Raw genomic sequence first — 17,448 nt, forward strand, 5'->3', positions numbered from 1 at the left:
ATGACGACAGTACGAGACAGCAACAGGATCATTGAGGTCGACCGACTCATCTCCGCCCCGCCGGAACTCGTCTTCAAGATGCTGACGGAGGCAAGACACCTCGATAAATGGTGGGGCCCCGATGGCTTCAGGACTGAAACGCACGAGATGGACTTCTCCGTCGGTGGCCTCTGGCGCTACACGATGCATGGTCCGGACAAGGACTGGCCGAACTGGATCCGCTACAAGGAGATCACCCCGCCCGGCCGGATTGCCTATGACCATGGAGCCGAGATCGGAGAGCCCGCGTGGTTCGAGGGCACCATTACTCTTACGTCCGAAGGCGAAGGAACCCGCATCACGATCACCATCATCTTCCCCACGCCGGAAGCACGCGAAGAATCCATCAAGTTCGGCGCCGTCGAAGGCGGCAGGCAGACATTGGCGCGGCTCGACGCCTATGTCACGGCGCCGCTGACTCAGGCCTGAGCGATGGTCGACGCTTGTCAAATCTGACACTTGTCAAGCAGCCCGTTTCGATGAAATCTCCGCCGGTTTTTTCGGGAGAACAACGATGGCGGCACCTGTTGAAACGCCTGAACATGCAGGCAGGCGCGAATGGATTGGCCTGTCCGTCCTTTCGATCGCCTGCCTGATTTACTCCATGGATCTGTCGGTGCTGTTTCTGGCGGTGCCTGCAATCGTCGCCGATCTTGATCCGTCGGCGGCGCAACTCCTGTGGATCAATGACATCTACGGCTTCATGGTCGCAGGCTTCCTGATGACCATGGGAACCCTCGGCGACCGTATCGGCCGGCGGCGGGTCCTGTTGATCGGAGCGTTCGCCTTCGGCGTCGCGTCGGCCCTCGCCGCCTTTTCGCAGACAGCCGGACAACTGATCGCCTCACGAGCGCTGTTGGGTATCGCCGGAGCGACGATCGCTCCCTCGACCCTCTCGCTGATCGTCAACCTCTTCCGCAATGAAGCGGAGCGAAACAGGGCCATCGGCATCTGGGGCACGGCGTTCGCATTGGGAGGTCTCGTCGGCCCGCTGATCGGTGGATTGCTGCTTCAGTACTTCCACTGGGGTGCGGTCTTCCTCATCAACATTCCGGTCATGCTGGTGCTCCTGGCGGTGGCGCCGTTCCTGCTGCCGGAGTACAAGAGCGACGACGCCGGCCGCCTCGATCTCGTAAGCGTGGTGCTGTCACTGGCGACGGTTCTGCCCGTGATCTACGGCATCAAGCACATGGCCGCCGACGGGTTCGAGCTCATCCAGCTGCTGTATCTTGCCGTCGGGCTTTTCTTCGGCACCGTCTTCATTCGGCGCCAGACGCGGCTTTCCGATCCCCTGATCGACCTCGCCCTGTTCCGGAATCCCGCCTTCAACGCCTCACTGCTGGTCAATCTCGCGGGCATCTTCTTCGTCTTCGGCGTCTTCCTGTTCCAGAACCTCTTCCTTCAGCTCGTGCTCGGGCTCTCACCCCTGAAGGCCGCCCTCTGGTCCGCACCGTCAGCCTTCGTGTTCACGATCATGTCCTTGCAGGCCTACCGCTTCACAAACCACTTCGGCCCGATTAGGACCGTCCTCGGCGGGCTGGTGGTGAACGCGGTCGGCACGGCGGCCATGGCCGTCGCGGCTTACTCAGAGAGCCTGCTCGGCATCCTCGGCGCCAGCATGATCATCGGCCTCGGCTTCGTTCCCGTCATCCTGACGACCACCGGTCTGATCGTTGGCACGGCGCCGCCGGAGCGGGCGGGTTCAGCCTCGGCGATCTCGGAGACAAGCGCCGAGTTTGGTGGAGCGCTCGGCGTCGCCCTCCTCGGTAGCCTGGCAACGCTCGTCTACCGGACGGCGATGAACGGCACAGATCTTAGGGGGCTCAACGCCCAGCAGGCGGAAGCAGTGTCGGAGACCCTCGCCGGTGCAGTGGAGACTGCCCAGCAGCTTCCAATCTCGGCCTCGGCCATCTGGCTCCCGGCGGCAAAGAGCGGCTTCGCGCTGGGCTTTTCGCTCTGTTGCATCGTCGCCACCGCCACCTTGCTTCTCCTCGCCTTGCTTGCCCGCCGCGTCTATGCCGCCGCCCGGATCGACGAGAGCGCTTTGGCATCCCACTGAACCGGGCGCAGATCAACCGGTTCATGCAAAGCCTGCAGCAAGCCTTTGAACGGACTCCATATCCTGGCGGAAGCGGATCATCTCCTCCGCCTTCAGATCCGGATCCGGGATGCGCAGCAGATAGGACGGGTGGACGGTCACGAAGAGGATCTGTCCATCTTCCATGGTCAGCGGCGTGCTTCGGATATCCGCAAGCTTCTGCTTCTCGTCCGTCAGGGCAAAAAAGGCCGTCGCTCCCATGGCGACGATCAGGTTCGGCTGCACGAGATCAAGCTCCTGCTTCAGCCACCAGCGGCATTGCTGGATCTCGCCCTGGTTCGGCTTCTGGTGGATGCGCCGCTTGCCACGCGCCTCGTACTTAAAGTGCTTCACCGCGTTGGTGACGTACAGAGAACGCCGATCAAGCCCCACCTCTCGCAGGACGTCATTGAACACCTGCCCCGCCGGCCCGACGAAGGGCTTGCCGGCAAGATCCTCCTGGTCGCCGGGCTGCTCCCCGACCACCATCACCTTCGCCTGCTCCGGCCCCTGCCCGAAGACAGTTTGCGTTGCCATGCAGTGGAGCGGGCAACGGGTGCAGTGTCGCGCCTCTTGCCTGACCGCCTCCAGTGTTCCCGCAGGAGCCGTTGCAACCGGCGGCACGCTTGCCGCGGCAGCCTGCAGCCGATGGTGAAACGGCAGGGGCTCGCTGGCAGCCTTTGCTGCCATCTCCAGCACGCTGCGTTCGGCATTGGCGATCAGTCCCGGAATGAGCTCCGCCTCAGGCAGGTTTTTCCAATATTTTTTCGGCATCTCCGCCGTCATCGCCTTCACCTTCAGGCGGGCGGGATTGAAGATGGATGCGTAATAGGTACGCCACAGATCATCCGTCTCGTCCTTCAGATCCGACTTCTCCGCAGGCTCGGTTGTCGTGCGCAATGTCTCGCCATCCCAGGACGCCGATCCCTTGGGCGTCGCGATCAGCCAGTCCATGTCGTTGAACCGGCGCTGGAAGAACGGAGCGACCCGCTCGACGATGAAGTGATCCGGCTCGAACCAGGCGACGAAGCGCCGCCGTCCCGCCGTTCCCGGTGGCAGCGGCAATTCCTTGAAACGCACGAAAGCCGTCATCTTGTGATAGTCACGCCCGACGGACTTCGCCATCTGCCGTGCTTCCACCACATCGACATCGGCCGCCATTGCCAGTGTGTATCGGTCGCGCGCCAGCCGGACGAGGAGCCTGTAGAGCAGCGCGAAACGTCGCGGATCACTGTGGCAGATAACGCCGCCCGCCAGCTTGATGAAGTCGGGCGGTACAGAAACAACGCCCGCCTCCGGTTTCGGCGCAGGCAAGTCTTGGCGTTGGTCGGCAAAAAGACCCCCGGCCGTCTCCGGCGTCTGCCAGATCACCTCTTCCGGCGAGACCCCCGCCTGGAGTAGTAAGCGCGCAGCCTCCCGCCACTCGTCAAGATCGCCCCTGCCCTCCAGCGTGACCGTATACATCAGAGCAGCGACAACTGTTCCGGCTTCGGCTCGAACATCGCCCGCAGATCCGGCCGATCGACGAGGCGGTGCGGCGTCCAGCCGTCGACGGTGATGAAGGGCTGCACCTTCTTCAGCGACACGCCGAGCCGCTTCAGATCGTCCAGCCGCAGCCGCGAAAACCGGCGCGCCGAGAGGATTGCCTTAACGGTCTTGGTGCCGAGCCCCGGCACTCGCAGAAGCATTTCCCGGTCGGCACGATTGATATCCACCGGGAACCGGTCGCGATGCCCCAGCGCCCAGGCGAGCTTGGGATCGAGATCCAGATCGAGCATACCGTCTGCGCGCGCCGAGGTGATCTCGCCGATGTCGAACCCATAGAACCGGTAGAGCCAGTCCGCCTGGTAGAGCCGATGCTCGCGCATCAGCGGCGGCTTGATCAGCGGCAGGTTCTTCGACGAGTCTGGGATTGGGCTGAAGGCGGAATAGTAGACGCGCTTCAGGCCATAGCTTCCATAGAGCCGCGCGCTCGTCCCAAGGATCGTTGCGTCGTTGGCGCCGTCCGCGCCGACGATCATCTGTGTGCTCTGTCCGGCAGGAGCAAAACGGCGCTTTCGCTTCGTCTGCAGCGTCGGCTCGCTCATTTCCTCGATCTTGAGCCGCAGTTCGCCCATGGAGCGACGAATTCCATCCGGCTGCTTTTCCGGCGCATACCGAGTGATTCCGGCATCGGTCGGCAGTTCGATGTTGAGCGACAGCCGATCTGCGTAGAGTCCCGCCTCCTCAATCAGATGCGGCGACGCTTCGGGAATGGACTTGAGATGAATATAGCCGCGGAAGTTGTGGGTCGTTCTCAGTTCCCGAGCGATCCGCACCATCTCCTCCATCGTGTGGTCGGAGGAGCGAATGATGCCGGAGGACAGGAACAAGCCCTCAATGTAGTTGCGCCGGTAAAACTCCAGCGTCAGCCAGATCACCTCCTCCACGGAAAAACGTGCCCGCTCGACGTTGCTGGACGAGCGATTGATGCAATAGGCGCAGTCATAGATGCAGAAGTTCGTGAGCAGGATCTTCAGGAGCGAGATGCAGCGACCGTCCGGTGCATAGGCATGGCAGATACCCGATCCTTCCGTGGACCCCAATCCGCCGGAAGCCTCCGAGCTGCGCTTGCCGGTACCGCTGGAGGCGCAGGATGCGTCATATTTGGCGGCGTCGGAGAGAATGGCCAATCGTTCTTTTAGCGACTTCTTCATTAGCGCGTTCACTATATGTTCTTTTGCGTGGGGTCAAGGTCCTGGTGACAAGTCCGCCGGGACCTTGAAACCGGCACAACCTGCCCCATCTCGAAATTGCTGGAACTTTCGCGATGATCTCTGTTATAGTTCCAGAAATTCTGATGTGTGGATGGTTCCGAAGTTTCACTCCGGAACCTGTTTCTTTTTGTGGCCGCGGCGAGCGCGGTCGCATCGTGAAGGGCAAGGAAATGGTCGAAAAGGTACCGATGACGCAGAATGGCTTCACCCAGTTGCAGGAAGAACTGCGCTGGCGTCAGCAGGAAGAGCGTCCCCGCATCATCGAGGCGATCGCAGAGGCACGCGCCCATGGCGACCTCTCGGAGAATGCGGAGTACCATGCGGCCAAGGAAGCCCAGAGCCATAACGAGGGCCGCGTCAGCGAACTCGAGGATCTGATCGCGCGCGCCGAGGTCATCGATCTCTCAAAGATGTCCGGCTCGAAGATCAAGTTCGGCGCTACCGTCAAGCTGGTTGACGAGGATACTGAGGAGGAAAAGACCTACCAGATCGTCGGCGACCAGGAAGCCGACGTGAAGGCGGGACGGATTTCCGTTTCCTCGCCGATCGCCCGTGCCATGATCGGCAAGGAAGCCGGCGACTCGATCGAGGTCAATGCGCCGGGTGGCTCCAAGGGCTACGAGATCCTCTCCGTCAGCTGGGGCTGACGCCCCCTTGTCCTCGCTGAGAGACATCACCGTGATCGCGCCGCACTTCAAGCGGCGCCTGTCCGGCGTGACATCGACCGTTGTCCAGCTCGTGCCCGAACAGGTGCGGCTCGGCCGCGGCATTGTCACGCTGGGGCCTGGACTTCCCGACAGCCTGCCGAAGATGCGATGGACGCAGCTGCCGGAGCTCTGGAAACGCCCCGCGGGCGCGCGTTTCCGGGTCTGGCACGCCCGGCGCAACAGCGAAATGCTGCCCGGCATCCTGATGCGATCCGTGCTGCGCATGCCGCTGAAGCTCCTCTTCACCTCCGCGGCACAACGCCATCACTCCCGCTATACGAAGTGGCTGATCCGCCGGATGGATGCGGTGGTTGCGACCAGCGCCCGCTCCGGCTCCTTCCTGGAAGTGCCCCATACCGTCATCCGGCATGGCATCGACCTCGACGTTTTCCATCCTCCCCGATCAGAGGATGACACGATCGCTGCAACCGGCTTGCCAGGCCGGTTCCTCGTTGGTTGCTTCGGCCGCGTTCGCCACCAGAAGGGAACGGATCTCTTCGTCCGCGCGATGATCGAACTCCTGCCGCAGCACCCCGACTGGACAGCCGTCGTCTGCGGGCGAGTGACGGCCGAGCACCAGGCGTTCGGAGACGATTTGAAGCGGGCCGTCGCTGAAGCCGGCCTCTCGGACCGCATCCGTTTCCTGGGCGAAGTCGACGACATCAAGCCATGGTACCGCCGCCTGACGCTCTATGTCGCCCCCTCCCGCAACGAAGGCTTCGGGCTTACCCCGCTGGAGGCCATGGCTTCGCAGACCGCCGTCGTGGCGAGCGATGCCGGTGCCTATGCGGAACAGATTCTCGCTGGCGAGACGGGAGCCGTTGTGCCTGCCGGAAACTACGACGCTCTCCGAGATGCAATAAAACCCTATCTGTTCGATCCAGGCCGTGCCGAAGAGCATGGGCGCAAGGGACTGGAGCATGTCCGCGCGAGTTTTGCACTTCGCGGAGAAGCCGAGGCGCTTGAGAGGGTTTACAGCGCAATGATCAATCTCTAACCCAGCGGCAGATTGATCGCGATCTTCGAACGCACCTCTGTTTTGCGGGTAACGGCACCTATGGACTCTCCCCGATCCGACGACCTGGTCAACATCGTCTGCATGAAGTGGGGGACCCTCTACGGGCCGGAATATGTCAACAACCTCCGTCGCGGCGTGGCGAGACACTTGCACCGCCCTCACCGGTTCGTCTGCTTCACCGACGACACCTCTGGTCTCGATGCATCGGTCGAGGCCCTTCCACTGCCGGAATTCGAGCTCCCTGAAGGCACGGGTGATCGGCGCTGGCGCAAGCTTTCGTTGTTCCGCAAGGAACTTGCCGACCTGAAGGGCACGACGCTGTTCCTCGACCTGGACCTCGTGGTCATCGACGACCTCGAGCCCTTCTTCCAGCTGCCCGGCGAATTTCTGATCATCCGCGATGACGACCTCTTCCGAAGCAAGCCGCTCCGGCGCGTGAACCCGAAGCGCGATCGGTTCCTTCATTCCGTCGGCAACAGCTCGGTCTTCCGTTACGAGATCGGCGCAGCGTCCTACATCTACGATGCTTACGTCGCCGATCCCCGATCGGCGCACGCGAATTACGAGATCTCGCAGCAGTTTCAGAGCGCCCAGCTCGCCCTGCACGGCCAGCTTCAATACTGGCCGAAGGAATGGTGCGTGAGCTTCAAGAACGCCTGCGTGCCGCGCTACCTCAGGAGCTACCTGCAGGACCCGAGACCTCCGGCCGGTGCGAAGATCGTCGTCTTTGCCGGATCGCCGAAAATGAGCGAGGTGCTGGGGGGCGGCGGCCAGAAGTGGTACCGCCGCATCGGCAACGTTGATTGGCTACGCGATGCCTGGCGAGGCCTGCAGCAGGCCTGAAGGTCGTCTTGGTCTAGACTTCCACCAGCCCCAACTGCTTCACCTGGCGGATCGTCAGCATGGTGCGCACGGTATCGACGTGCTCATCCGCCGTCAGCTGCTCGATCACGAAGTTCTGGAAGACGGTAAGGTTTTCGGCCGTGCAGCGCAGCAGGAAATCGCTGTCGCCGGACACCATCCAAGCCTCGCGCACGATCGGCCAGGCCTCGACGCGTTTCGCGAAGGATTTGAGGTCGGCATCGGACTGGCGCTTCAGGCCGACCATGCAGAAGGCAACGAGATCGAAACCGAGCTTAGGACCGTTGAGCAGCGCGTGGTAGCCCTCGATGATGCCTGCCTCTTCAAGCTTGCGCACGCGACGCAGGCATGGGGGAGCCGAGATCCCAACCCGCTCCGCCAGTTCCACATTGGTCATCCGTCCGTCGCGTTGAAGTTCGCGCAATATCTTGATGTCGATGGCGTCCAGGTCGGCGCGAAGCACGGTCATCCCCTTCGTTTTCCCGAAGCTTTTAGCCGAAAGCCGCTTGAACGCAAGAATGTGCGCAGGCATATCCGCTCCGTCGTGGCAACTGATCTGTTGTTAACGCAAGGCTGCCCTTGATGTAGCGCATGGATCACCCTTAAATGGCAGTAAGAGCGGCAGATTGGCATCGGCCTCCTTATATGAGGAAGCGCGACCGCGCGACGATCGGCCCGCTGAAAGGAAACTCGATGTCTGCCCGCCATACCGAAGTACTCATCATCGGCTCCGGCCCTGCCGGCTATACCGCCGCTATCTACGCGGCACGCGCCATGCTGAAACCGGTCCTGATCGCCGGGATGGAACAGGGCGGCCAGCTGATGATCACGACCGATGTCGAGAACTATCCCGGCTTTGCTGACCCGATCCAGGGACCTTGGTTGATGGAGCAGATGCTCAACCAGGCAGTCCATGTCGGCGCCGAGATCGTCAACGACCTCGTTACCGAAGTTGAACTGACTCGCCGTCCCTTTACCGTCAGGACCGATTCCGGCGCCGTCTGGAGCGCCGACACGCTGATCATTGCAACGGGCGCGAAGGCGAAGTGGCTGGGCATCGAAAGCGAGCAGCGCTTCCAGGGCTTCGGCGTTTCCGCCTGTGCGACCTGCGACGGCTTCTTCTACCGCAACAAGGACGTCATCGTCGTCGGCGGCGGCAATTCCGCGGTCGAGGAAGCCCTCTACCTCTCCAACATTGCAAGGACGGTGACCGTCGTCCATCGCCGCGACAGCTTCCGCTCCGAGAAGATCCTGGCGGAACGCCTGTCCCAGCGACCGAACGTGAAGGTCCTGTGGAACACGGAAATCGCCGAGATTACCGGCGAGCCGGCCAAGCCTCCGATGCCGCCTTCGGTCAATGGCGTAAGGCTGCGCGACACGCGGACCGGCGAAGTGAGCGAACACGCAATCGACGGTGTCTTCATCGCAATCGGCCACGCGCCGGCGACAGAACTGTTCAAGGACACGCTCCGGATGAAGCCGAACGGCTATCTCTGGACGGCGCCGGACTCGACCGCCACCAGCGTTCCAGGCGTCTTTGCAGCGGGCGACGTCACCGACGATACGTTCCGGCAGGCCATCACGGCCGCGGGCCTGGGATGCATGGCCGCGCTCGAGGCGGAACGCTATCTTGCCGGCATCCAGCCGATCGTTCAGGCCGCGGAGTGACCGGATAGCATGGGGGTACCTCTCGACTGGGACAAGCTGAGGATATTTCACGCAGCGGCTGAAGCAGGCTCCTTCACCCATGCCGCCGACAAGCTGCATCTGTCCCAGTCGGCCATCAGCCGCCAGGTCAGCGCGCTGGAGCAGGATGTCGGCGTGAAACTCTTCCACCGCCATGCGCGCGGTCTCATCCTGACCGAGCAGGGCGAGCTCCTCTACAGGACGGCCCACGACGTTCTGCTGAAGCTCGAGACGGTCAAGATGCAACTGACGGAGACGACGGAAAAGCCGTCGGGCAAACTCCGCGTCACCACCACCGTCGGTCTGGGACAAGGCTGGCTGACGGACAAGGTCCAGGAGTTCCTGCAGCTCTATCCGGAGATGTCGATTCAGCTCCTCCTCGACAACGAGGAACTCGACGTCAACATGCGCCATGCCGACTGCGCCATTCGCTTGCGCCAGCCGCAGCAGTCCGACCTCATTCAGCGCAAGCTGTTCACGGTGCACATGCATGTCTATGCCGCGCCCTCCTACATCAATCGCTTCGGCGAGCCCCACACGATCGAAGACCTCGACAATCACCGCATCATCACTTTCGGTGAGCCTGCTCCGAACTACCTCCTCGACGTGAACTGGCTGGAAAACGCGGGGCGGTCTTCCGATAACCCGCGGGCACCTCACCTGCAGATCAACAGTCAGACATCGATCAAGAGAGCCTGCCTCCTGGGGATCGGCATCGCCGTCCTGCCAGACTATATCGTCGGCCGCGATCCCGGGCTCATCCAGTTGCCGCTCGCCGCCGACATTCCATCCTTCGATACCTATTTCTGCTATCCTGACGAGATGAAGAACGCCGCCAAGCTGAAGGTCTTCCGCGACTTCATCGTCGCCAAGGCGAGGAACTGGAACTTCTGAGAGGTTGTACTGGGCAGATGCCCAAGTCCTGCGCATGCTGCATGGCTGGCCTGCAGTTTTGACCATTGTTCAGTGCACAAAAAACCACCATATCGCACACAGCTGATGCACATGGTGGCTTTCCTCCCAGTTCCACCGCAGCAGCTGTTCCCCTCTGGAGGTTTTTTGACCTTCACACTTATAGGGCCCTGGAGCGATCCGGTGGCCCTTTTTTTTGCCCCGATGCTGGCCCGGCTCTTGCCGATTAAAACGAGCCTCCCATATTGCGTCGGGTTGGCTGGACTTGGCAACCTGCAGTTGCCGCTTCAGCTGTTCCCCTCTGGAGGTTTGACCTTCACACCTCGGGCCTGGAGTTTTCTCCCGGCCCTCTTTTTTGTCTCTTAAAATCGGAAAAGTTCGATCTATATATCGCCTATGGACGATATAACCTCGATTGATCACGTCGATATCCTGAAGGCCTTGGCCCATCCCACGCGGCTGGAATTCCTCAACTGGATGCGGGAGCCGGAGAAGCATTTCACCTCCCAGTTTCATCCACTGGAGATGGGCATCTGTTCGCAGCAGTTCGAGAAGCGCTGTGGTCTTTCACAATCGACAGTCTCGGCCCATCTGGCCGCCCTCGACCGGGCCGGTCTGGTGGAGATCAGCCGTGTCGGCCAATGGTCCTTCTATCGCCGCAACGAGCCAGCGATCCAGGCTTTCCTCTCTGAGCTGAAAGACAGGCTCTGATTACCTCACAGCATCCTCCCAAGGAAAGGACTTCCATGACCAGTCTCTTCGACCCGATCAGGATCGGTGACATCGATGTCGCCAATCGTATCGCCATGGCACCGCTCACCCGGAACCGCTCCCCACAGGCGATCCCCAACGACCTGAATGCCACGTATTACGAACAGCGCGCCACCGCCGGTTTGATCATCAGCGAAGGCACGCCCGTCAGCCAGCAGGGCCAAGGCTACGCAGACGTGCCCGGTCTCTACCTCCCGCAGGCGGTCGAAGGCTGGAAGAAGGTCACTGAGGGCGTCCATCAAAAGGACGGCAAGATTGTCGCCCAGCTTTGGCACGTCGGCCGTGTCTCGCATGTCTCCCTGCAGCCGAACGGCAGCCTGCCTGTCGCACCGTCTGCTGTCCCCGCCAAGTCCAAGACCTATGTCATCAACGAGGACGGCACCGGCGCCTTCGTCGAGACGTCGGAACCGCGGGCCCTGGAAGCCACCGAAATCCCCGGCATCGTCGATGATTTCCGCAAGGCGGCTCGTGCCGCGATCGAGGCCGGCTTCGATGGTGTCGAGATCCACGGCGCTAACGGCTACCTGGTCGACCAGTTCCTCAAGACCGGCGCGAACGAGCGCACCGATGACTACGGTGGATCTATCGAAAACCGCTCCCGCTTCCTGCTGGAAGTCGTCGACGCCGTGGCTGCGGAAATCGGCGCCGGCCGCACCGGCATTCGTCTTTCTCCGACGACGCCCGCCAACGGGATTTCGGACAAGAACCCCCAGCCGCTGTTCAACTATGTCGCCGAGCAACTGGCCAAGCGCAACCTGTCCTTCATCCATGTTATCGAAGGAGCGACCGGTGGTGAGCGCGGCTTCCAGTACGAAGGAACTGCGTTCGACTACGACACCTTCCGCAACGCCTATCGCAATGCCGGCGGCAAGGCAGGCTGGATGGTGAATAATGGCTATGATCGGGATGCGGCAACGGAGGCTGTCGCCAGCGGCCGCGCCGACCTCGTCTCCTTCGGGCGTCTGTTCATCGCCAATCCCGACCTGGTGGAACGCTTCCGGTCCGGTACCGCGCTCAACACGCCCGACCGCGATACCTTCTACGGTGGAGGCGCGAAGGGCTACACCGACTACCCCTCGCTCGAAGCGGCCTGATCTTGAGAGGGGTGCCTTCGGCGCCCCTCTTCCCCGGGCAACCCATCGTCCCTCAATAGCCTGCATGATCGGTGCCACTCGGTTCCGGACAGAATGTCCGTCTGAAAAGTCCGCGATCAAGCCTGACGCTGTTCGTCCTCGCCGTCGACCACCTCTGCCTCAGGACGATCGCCGCCGTCGCTGTACTCGGTGTGCCAAACGCCGTTCTCGTCCTGCCAGCTGATTTCTTCCGGCTCGCCACCGACCTGCTGCTCCGCTGCCACGATGCGGGCCGCCTGCAGGGCATCGGAATGCGTGGCGAACGTCTCGGAATAGACGTCACCGAGACGATAGGCCCAGCCACCATCATGCTGGACGACCTTGTAGACAACCTTGGTCATGCTTCTCACGTCCTTTCTTTCGCCCGTCGCGCGGGGAACGCCCCGGCGCATCAGGTTCTGAGAAAGTGTCGTTGGCGCCGCGAGGTTCCAGTGCAGGGAGAAATATGACATCAAACCGGCAAGGCCGCAAACCACCCCCCGGTCAGACTTGATGCGTCGCTCCGGCACCATAGATAGCTGCACAGACTGAGGAACAGCCAGTGGCGCCCGCATCCATTCTGAAACAGGAAAGGCTTCTGCCGGTCGCGGCAGCGATTGCGGTCCTTTTCTTCTTCACCGAACATTCGCTGCTGGAGATGGGGCAGACGGCCGTACTCATTGCCTCAGCCGCGCTGATCGCCGTCATCGTCCTTGCGTCGACTCGCGTCGCCCACCACGCCGAGGTCCTGGCCCGCAAGGTAGGCGACCCCTATGGCACGATGATCCTGACGCTATCGGCCGTAGCCGTCGAGGTCCTGATCCTCGCAATCATGATGCGTAGCGCGTCGTCGCCGACCCTCGTCCGCGACACGATCTACGCAGCGGTGATGCTGGACATCAACGGCATCCTCGGGCTCGCTGCGCTGCTGGGAGGGCTGCGGCACGGCGAGCAGTCCTATAATGACGATTCCAGTCGCACCTATAGCGTGATGATCCTCACCGCGATGGGCATCTCCATGGTGGTACCGGAGTTCGTTCCGCGGGATCGCTGGCATCTGTACTCAGCCTTCACCATTGGCGCCATGGTGGCTCTTTACGCCCTCTTCCTGCGCATGCAGGTTGGCACCCACAGCTATTTCTTCAGCTACAGCTACCCGACAACCCATCGACGGGCCGCTGCGAGCGCAGCCGCTCAGGGGGCGGCCGAGGAGCCAGAGCACGATCCGGCCGAGGAATCCGCTGCCATCTCCATCGGCGTGATCCTCGTCGGCGTCATCATCATCGGCGTGCTTGCGGAATTCATGTCCACCCTCCTCAACGCCGGACTGGAGGGTACCGGCGCCCCGCCCGCAATGATGGCGGTGGTCGTGGCGACGATCTCGGCAGCGCCGGAAATACTGACCGCGCTACGCGCTGCGCTTCGAAACCAGATGCAGGCGGTGGTCAACATAGCACTCGGAGCGTCGCTCTCCACCGTCATCCTGACGGTCCCGGTGATGGAGGCGATCGCCCTCTATACCGGCCAGCCCTTCCTGATGGCGATGACCCCGGTCCAGACCGTCATGGTCGCCATCACCCTGATCGCGGTGGCCATCAACCTGAACGACGGCCAGACCAATGCCATCGAGGGCATGACGCATTTCGTCCTCTTCGCAACCTTCGTGATGTTGACCATCCTGGGACTGTAATGTACGGACGTTGCAGTGCTGCGCGCGATCCCATCGAACCTGTAGGTCTGTTGCAAACTGCAATAGCCGCCCTAGCTTCCACCGAAGCAACAGGAGGTCTGCGAAATGGGTATATTCGACAAGATCAAGAACGCGATCTGGGGAGAGGCAAAGGCGGCTCCCGCTCCGACATCATCCGCGGGTGCAACGCCTTCAGCATCGGCACCCGCGCCCGGCGGCGTAGCCACACCGGCGGCACCGTCCGCTCCGACACCCTCCACGCCGGCACCCTCCGCGCCGGCAGCCCTGGCACCATCCACTAACGCCTCCACGGACACAGGTTCGGCTCCGGTCGACGTAGCACCGATCCTCGACGCCGCCGTGAAGAAAAGCGGTCAGAAGCTCGACTGGCGGCGCTCGATCGTAGACCTGATGAAGGCGCTCGACCTAGACTCCAGCCTGTCGGCCAGGAAGGAACTGGCGGCCGAGCTGAATTACACGGGCGACATGAATGATTCCGCTACCATGAACATGTGGCTTCACAAGGCGCTGATGAAGAAACTTGCCGATAACGGTGGCAAGGTCCCTGCCGAGTTGACCGACTGACAGCGACAATCGATGTTTCAGGCCCGCCCTCACCGGCGGGCCTTTCTCATGGATAAACATAACTTGATGGCCGCGTGTTCAACGGCTTGGCCATGGCGCCCTAGATGAGGTCCACAACCGGAAGCCTCGCATTCCGGGAACCTGTCATAGAAGGGAGATCAATCATGAACCGTCTGCTCGTGCTTCTGTCCGGAACCATGCTCACTGCGGCATTGTTGTCGATGCCAGCCTTGGCACAAGAAGGTGCAGCGCCAGCCACCGGGAACGAGAACACGCAAAGCGGAGAACCGGTCGAGACGAAGCCCGCCAACGCACCCGACCAGCAGCCCGCATTCGCCGGTCAGACGCGGGCGCCACAGCCGGCCGAGACTGTCGAGATCGAGACGGAGGTCGTCGCCCAGGACTTGCCTCATCTCTGGGCAATGGAATTCCTTCCGGACGGACGAATGCTCGTCAACGCGAAGCAAGGCGCCATGCACATCGTCTCCGCCGAAGGCGAAGCCGGGCCTGCACTGGAAGGCGTCCCTGAGGTCCTCTCCGATGGGCAGGGGGGCCTTCTGGATGTCGCGCTCGCGCCTGACTTCGAGTCGTCCGGCATGATCTTCTTTTCCTTCTCCGAACAGCGGGACGACGGCAACGGGACATCGGTCGCCTCGGCCAAGCTGGTCACGGACGATCAGGGCGGCGGAACGCTTGAGGACGTGCAGGTGATCTTCCGGCAAATGCCGAGCTATGACGGCAACAAGCACTTCGGATCGCGGCTGGTGTTCGGCCCGAACGACGAGCTCTATGTCACCGTCGGCGAGCGGTCCGACCCCGAGCCGCGGGTTCAGGCTCAGGATCTCTCCAGCGGCCTCGGCAAGATCTTCCGAATCGACCGGAACGGAGAAGCGCTGCCCGACAATCCCTTCGTGGACCAGGAAAATGCCCAGCCCCAGATCTGGAGCCTCGGCCACCGCAATCTTCAATCCGCGGCATTGGATGGGCAGGGTCGTCTCTGGACCGTCGAGCATGGTCCCCGTGGGGGTGACGAGCTGAATAGGCCCGAGCCCGGCAAGAACTACGGCTGGCCGGAAGTGACCTACGGTGTCGAATACAGCGGCGATCCCGTCGGCGAAGGCATTACCCAGCAGGCAGAGACCGAACAGCCGGTTTATTACTGGGATCCGGTCATCGCCCCTTCCGGCATGGCCTACTACGATGGCGACGCCATTCCGGAATGGCAGGGCGCGTTCCTGGTAGGCGGCTTGGTGTCACAGGGTATCGTCGTGGTCCATATGGACGGTGACCGCGTGCAGTACGAGGCGCGAGTTCCACTCGATGCCCGCATCCGGGACGTCAAAGTGGGACCGGACGGTGCGGTCTATGCGGTCACCGAGCAACGCGGCGGCGGCGGCTCGACGATCGTCAAGATCACCAAGGCAGGCTGATGAAAAAAGGGGCCTACCGGCATGCCGGCAGGCCCCTTTCAGGAAGTCGCGTCTGGCTTAGCGGCACGCCGCGCAGAAGCGCTGGATCCGCTTGCAGGCTTCCTCCAGTTCCTCCTCCGACGTCGCGTAGGAGATGCGGAAGTTGGGGCCAAGGCCGAATGCCGTACCATGCACGACGGCCACGCCCTCAGCTTCCAAAAGCTCGGAAACGAAATCCTCGTCGGTCTCGATCACCTTGCCGGACGGAGCGGTCTTGCCGATCAGGCCAGCACAGGACGGATAGACGTAGAAGGCACCTTCCGGCGTCGGGCACTTGATACCGGTCGCCTGGTTGAGCATCGAGACGACGAGATCACGGCGGCCTTCGAAGATCTTCTTGTTCTTCGCCACGAAATCCTGCGGCCCGTTCAGGGCTTCGACGGCCGCCCATTGGGCGATCGAGCAGGCGCCGGACGTCTGCTGCCCCTGGATCATGTCCATCGCCTTGATCAGCTCCAGCGGTCCGGCGGCATAGCCGATGCGCCAGCCGGTCATGGCATAGGCCTTCGAGACACCGTTCATCGTCAGCGTCCGGTCATAGAGCTTCGGCTCCACTTCGACCGGGGTGGCGAACTTGAAGTCACCGAAGGTCAGGTGCTCGTACATGTCGTCTGTCAGGACCCAGACCTGTGGATGCTTCAGGAGAACGTCGGTCAGCGCCTTCAGCTCGCTCGCGCTGTAGGCCGCGCCCGACGGGTTCGAAGGCGAGTTGAACAGGAACCACTTGGTCTTCGGGGTAATGACCTTTTCGAGTTCTTCCGCCGTCAGCTTGAAGTTGTTCTCCTGCTTCGTCGTGACGAAGACCGGGGTACCGCCGCACAGGGCGACCATTTCCGGATAGGAAACCCAGTAAGGCGCCGGAATGACCACTTCATCGCCGGGATTAAGGGTTGCCATGAAGGCGTTGAAAAGAATCTGCTTTCCGCCAGTTCCGACGATCGTCTGCTCCGGCTTGTAGTCCAGGCCGTTCTCGCGCTTGAACTTTTCGGCGATCGCCTTGCGCAATTCCGGAATACCGGAGACCGGGGTGTACTTCGTCTCGCCCCGGCTGATCGCGTCGATCGCAGCTTTCTTGACATTGTCCGGGGTATCGAAATCCGGCTCACCGGCACCCAGGCCGATGACATCGCGGCCCTTTGCCTTCAACTCGCGAGCTTTCTGGGAGACGGCAATGGTAGCGGATGGCTTTACGCGAGAAAGTGCGTCGGCAAGAAAGGCCATGATATCAAGTCCTGGAAAGTCGGTTGAACACTGCGGACCGCGCGCCGGAACCGCCGAAAGCTGTATGTCGAATGTGGGACCGGGTTTCAAGCCGAAAGCGAGCGTCGCTCGACCGCTTCGATCCGGCTTTCGCCAAACGTCGACAATTGCGCTTCGTCTGCCCAAAATCCGCCCTTCTTCCATCGCCTCCTGTGTCAGGTGTGGAGCGCGATGGAGACGGACGATGTTCATCGACGAAAAGAGGGTAGCCCGCAGGTTCGCATTCTTGCGTTCGCCGTTTTCGATCGCCATCGCGGCGCTGGCAGCCTGTGTCGCCATGATGCTGGTCCTCATTGAAGGCCCCATGGGCGCTAGCGAACTGCCGGTTGCATTCTCCGCCGTTCAGGCCTTTCGTCCGATCTCGGCCGTGCTCGACCCGAGCCTGGCCTTCATCGTCACCATCGGCGGCTTTCTGCTGATGGCAGGCGGAGGCTTCGTCCTCTCGCGGCGCAGCTTCCGCGACGTCTTGAAGGCCGAGAACGAGCGCGGACGCGACTAAAGCCGA

The 17,448-nt window shown here is 61.9% G+C and carries 18 protein-coding genes; 13 read left to right on the forward strand and 5 right to left on the reverse strand.

Going from position 1 to position 17,448, the window contains the following annotated elements; translation table 11 throughout:
- Complete coding sequence (locus FN060_RS10705; protein ID WP_142588018.1) at positions 1 to 468, forward strand: SRPBCC domain-containing protein; 468 nt, start codon at positions 1 to 3, stop codon at positions 466 to 468.
- Between the two features lie 85 nt (positions 469 to 553).
- On the forward strand, positions 554 to 2,098 hold the full coding sequence (locus FN060_RS10710; RefSeq protein ID WP_077546704.1) for an MFS transporter: 1,545 nt from the start codon (positions 554 to 556) through the stop codon (positions 2,096 to 2,098).
- A gap of 21 nt (positions 2,099 to 2,119) precedes the next feature.
- On the opposite strand, the gene FN060_RS10715 is transcribed toward FN060_RS10710, so the two are convergent.
- Together FN060_RS10715 and FN060_RS10720 are read right to left on the reverse strand one after the other, a co-directional pair.
- Entirely contained in the window at positions 2,120 to 3,580 is a 1,461-nt protein-coding gene (locus tag FN060_RS10715; protein ID WP_142588019.1) for a UdgX family uracil-DNA binding protein, read from the reverse strand.
- Positions 3,580 to 4,812: a putative DNA modification/repair radical SAM protein gene (locus FN060_RS10720; RefSeq protein ID WP_142588020.1), complete on the reverse strand. Its 1,233-nt coding sequence runs from the start codon at positions 4,810 to 4,812 to the stop codon at positions 3,580 to 3,582. The genes FN060_RS10715 and FN060_RS10720 overlap by 1 nt, the downstream gene beginning before the upstream one ends.
- A 230-nt stretch (positions 4,813 to 5,042) precedes the next feature.
- Here FN060_RS10720 and greA point away from each other — a divergent pair, with 230 nt between their 5' ends.
- Genes greA through FN060_RS10735 form a run of 3 tightly spaced genes read left to right on the forward strand, consistent with a single transcriptional unit; the run spans position 5,043 to position 7,440 of the window.
- Positions 5,043 to 5,519, forward strand: a complete 477-nt coding sequence (gene greA, locus FN060_RS10725) for a transcription elongation factor GreA (RefSeq protein WP_210310626.1) — start codon at positions 5,043 to 5,045, stop codon at positions 5,517 to 5,519.
- A gap of 16 nt (positions 5,520 to 5,535) precedes the next feature.
- The gene (locus tag FN060_RS10730) at positions 5,536 to 6,576 is read left to right on the forward strand and encodes a glycosyltransferase family 4 protein (RefSeq protein ID WP_425312164.1); all 1,041 of its coding nucleotides are present in this window, start codon (positions 5,536 to 5,538) and stop codon (positions 6,574 to 6,576) included.
- Positions 6,577 to 6,636: 60 nt separating this feature from the next.
- Positions 6,637 to 7,440, forward strand: coding sequence for a hypothetical protein (locus FN060_RS10735; protein WP_142588023.1), 804 nt, complete (start codon positions 6,637 to 6,639; stop codon positions 7,438 to 7,440).
- Between the two features lie 13 nt (positions 7,441 to 7,453).
- On the opposite strand, the gene FN060_RS10740 is transcribed toward FN060_RS10735, so the two are convergent.
- Positions 7,454 to 7,921: an Lrp/AsnC family transcriptional regulator gene (locus FN060_RS10740; protein ID WP_142588468.1), complete on the reverse strand. Its 468-nt coding sequence runs from the start codon at positions 7,919 to 7,921 to the stop codon at positions 7,454 to 7,456.
- A gap of 230 nt (positions 7,922 to 8,151) precedes the next feature.
- Here FN060_RS10740 and trxB point away from each other — a divergent pair, with 230 nt between their 5' ends.
- The 4 genes from trxB (at position 8,152) to FN060_RS10760 (ending at position 11,921) form a co-directional block, all read left to right on the forward strand.
- Entirely contained in the window at positions 8,152 to 9,126 is a 975-nt protein-coding gene (trxB, locus tag FN060_RS10745) for a thioredoxin-disulfide reductase (protein WP_142588024.1), read from the forward strand.
- Positions 9,127 to 9,135: 9 nt separating this feature from the next.
- Complete coding sequence (locus FN060_RS10750; RefSeq protein ID WP_077546711.1) at positions 9,136 to 10,038, forward strand: LysR family transcriptional regulator VtlR; 903 nt, start codon at positions 9,136 to 9,138, stop codon at positions 10,036 to 10,038.
- A gap of 414 nt (positions 10,039 to 10,452) precedes the next feature.
- Positions 10,453 to 10,767: an ArsR/SmtB family transcription factor gene (locus tag FN060_RS10755; protein ID WP_210310625.1), complete on the forward strand. Its 315-nt coding sequence runs from the start codon at positions 10,453 to 10,455 to the stop codon at positions 10,765 to 10,767.
- A gap of 35 nt (positions 10,768 to 10,802) precedes the next feature.
- A complete protein-coding gene (locus FN060_RS10760) occupies positions 10,803 to 11,921 on the forward strand; it encodes an alkene reductase (RefSeq protein ID WP_142588026.1) in 1,119 nt (372 codons plus the stop codon).
- A 116-nt stretch (positions 11,922 to 12,037) separates the two neighbouring features.
- Here FN060_RS10760 and FN060_RS10765 read toward each other — a convergent pair whose 3' ends face one another.
- Positions 12,038 to 12,301 carry a DUF2188 domain-containing protein gene (locus tag FN060_RS10765; protein WP_052642066.1) on the reverse strand — a complete coding sequence of 88 codons (264 nt, stop codon included), beginning with the start codon at positions 12,299 to 12,301 and terminating at the stop codon, positions 12,038 to 12,040.
- Between the two features lie 200 nt (positions 12,302 to 12,501).
- Between FN060_RS10765 and FN060_RS10770 the strand changes: the two genes are divergently transcribed.
- The 3 genes from FN060_RS10770 to FN060_RS10780 all read left to right on the forward strand — a co-directional run bounded on the left by FN060_RS10770 (position 12,502) and on the right by FN060_RS10780 (position 15,644).
- Complete coding sequence (locus FN060_RS10770; protein WP_142588027.1) at positions 12,502 to 13,629, forward strand: calcium:cation antiporter; 1,128 nt, start codon at positions 12,502 to 12,504, stop codon at positions 13,627 to 13,629.
- A 105-nt stretch (positions 13,630 to 13,734) separates the two neighbouring features.
- Positions 13,735 to 14,214, forward strand: coding sequence for a DUF3597 domain-containing protein (locus FN060_RS10775; protein WP_142588028.1), 480 nt, complete (start codon positions 13,735 to 13,737; stop codon positions 14,212 to 14,214).
- Between the two features lie 164 nt (positions 14,215 to 14,378).
- Positions 14,379 to 15,644 carry a PQQ-dependent sugar dehydrogenase gene (locus FN060_RS10780; protein ID WP_142588029.1) on the forward strand — a complete coding sequence of 422 codons (1,266 nt, stop codon included), beginning with the start codon at positions 14,379 to 14,381 and terminating at the stop codon, positions 15,642 to 15,644.
- Positions 15,645 to 15,701: 57 nt separating this feature from the next.
- Here FN060_RS10780 and FN060_RS10785 read toward each other — a convergent pair whose 3' ends face one another.
- Positions 15,702 to 16,904, reverse strand: a complete 1,203-nt coding sequence (locus FN060_RS10785) for a pyridoxal phosphate-dependent aminotransferase (RefSeq protein ID WP_142588030.1) — start codon at positions 16,902 to 16,904, stop codon at positions 15,702 to 15,704.
- A gap of 223 nt (positions 16,905 to 17,127) precedes the next feature.
- Here FN060_RS10785 and FN060_RS10790 point away from each other — a divergent pair, with 223 nt between their 5' ends.
- Positions 17,128 to 17,442: a hypothetical protein gene (locus FN060_RS10790; protein ID WP_142588031.1), complete on the forward strand. Its 315-nt coding sequence runs from the start codon at positions 17,128 to 17,130 to the stop codon at positions 17,440 to 17,442.
- Positions 17,443 to 17,448 lie beyond the last annotated feature (6 nt).

Source organism: Pseudorhizobium halotolerans (genome assembly GCF_902153235.2).
GTDB lineage: Bacteria > Pseudomonadota > Alphaproteobacteria > Rhizobiales > Rhizobiaceae > Neorhizobium > Neorhizobium flavum.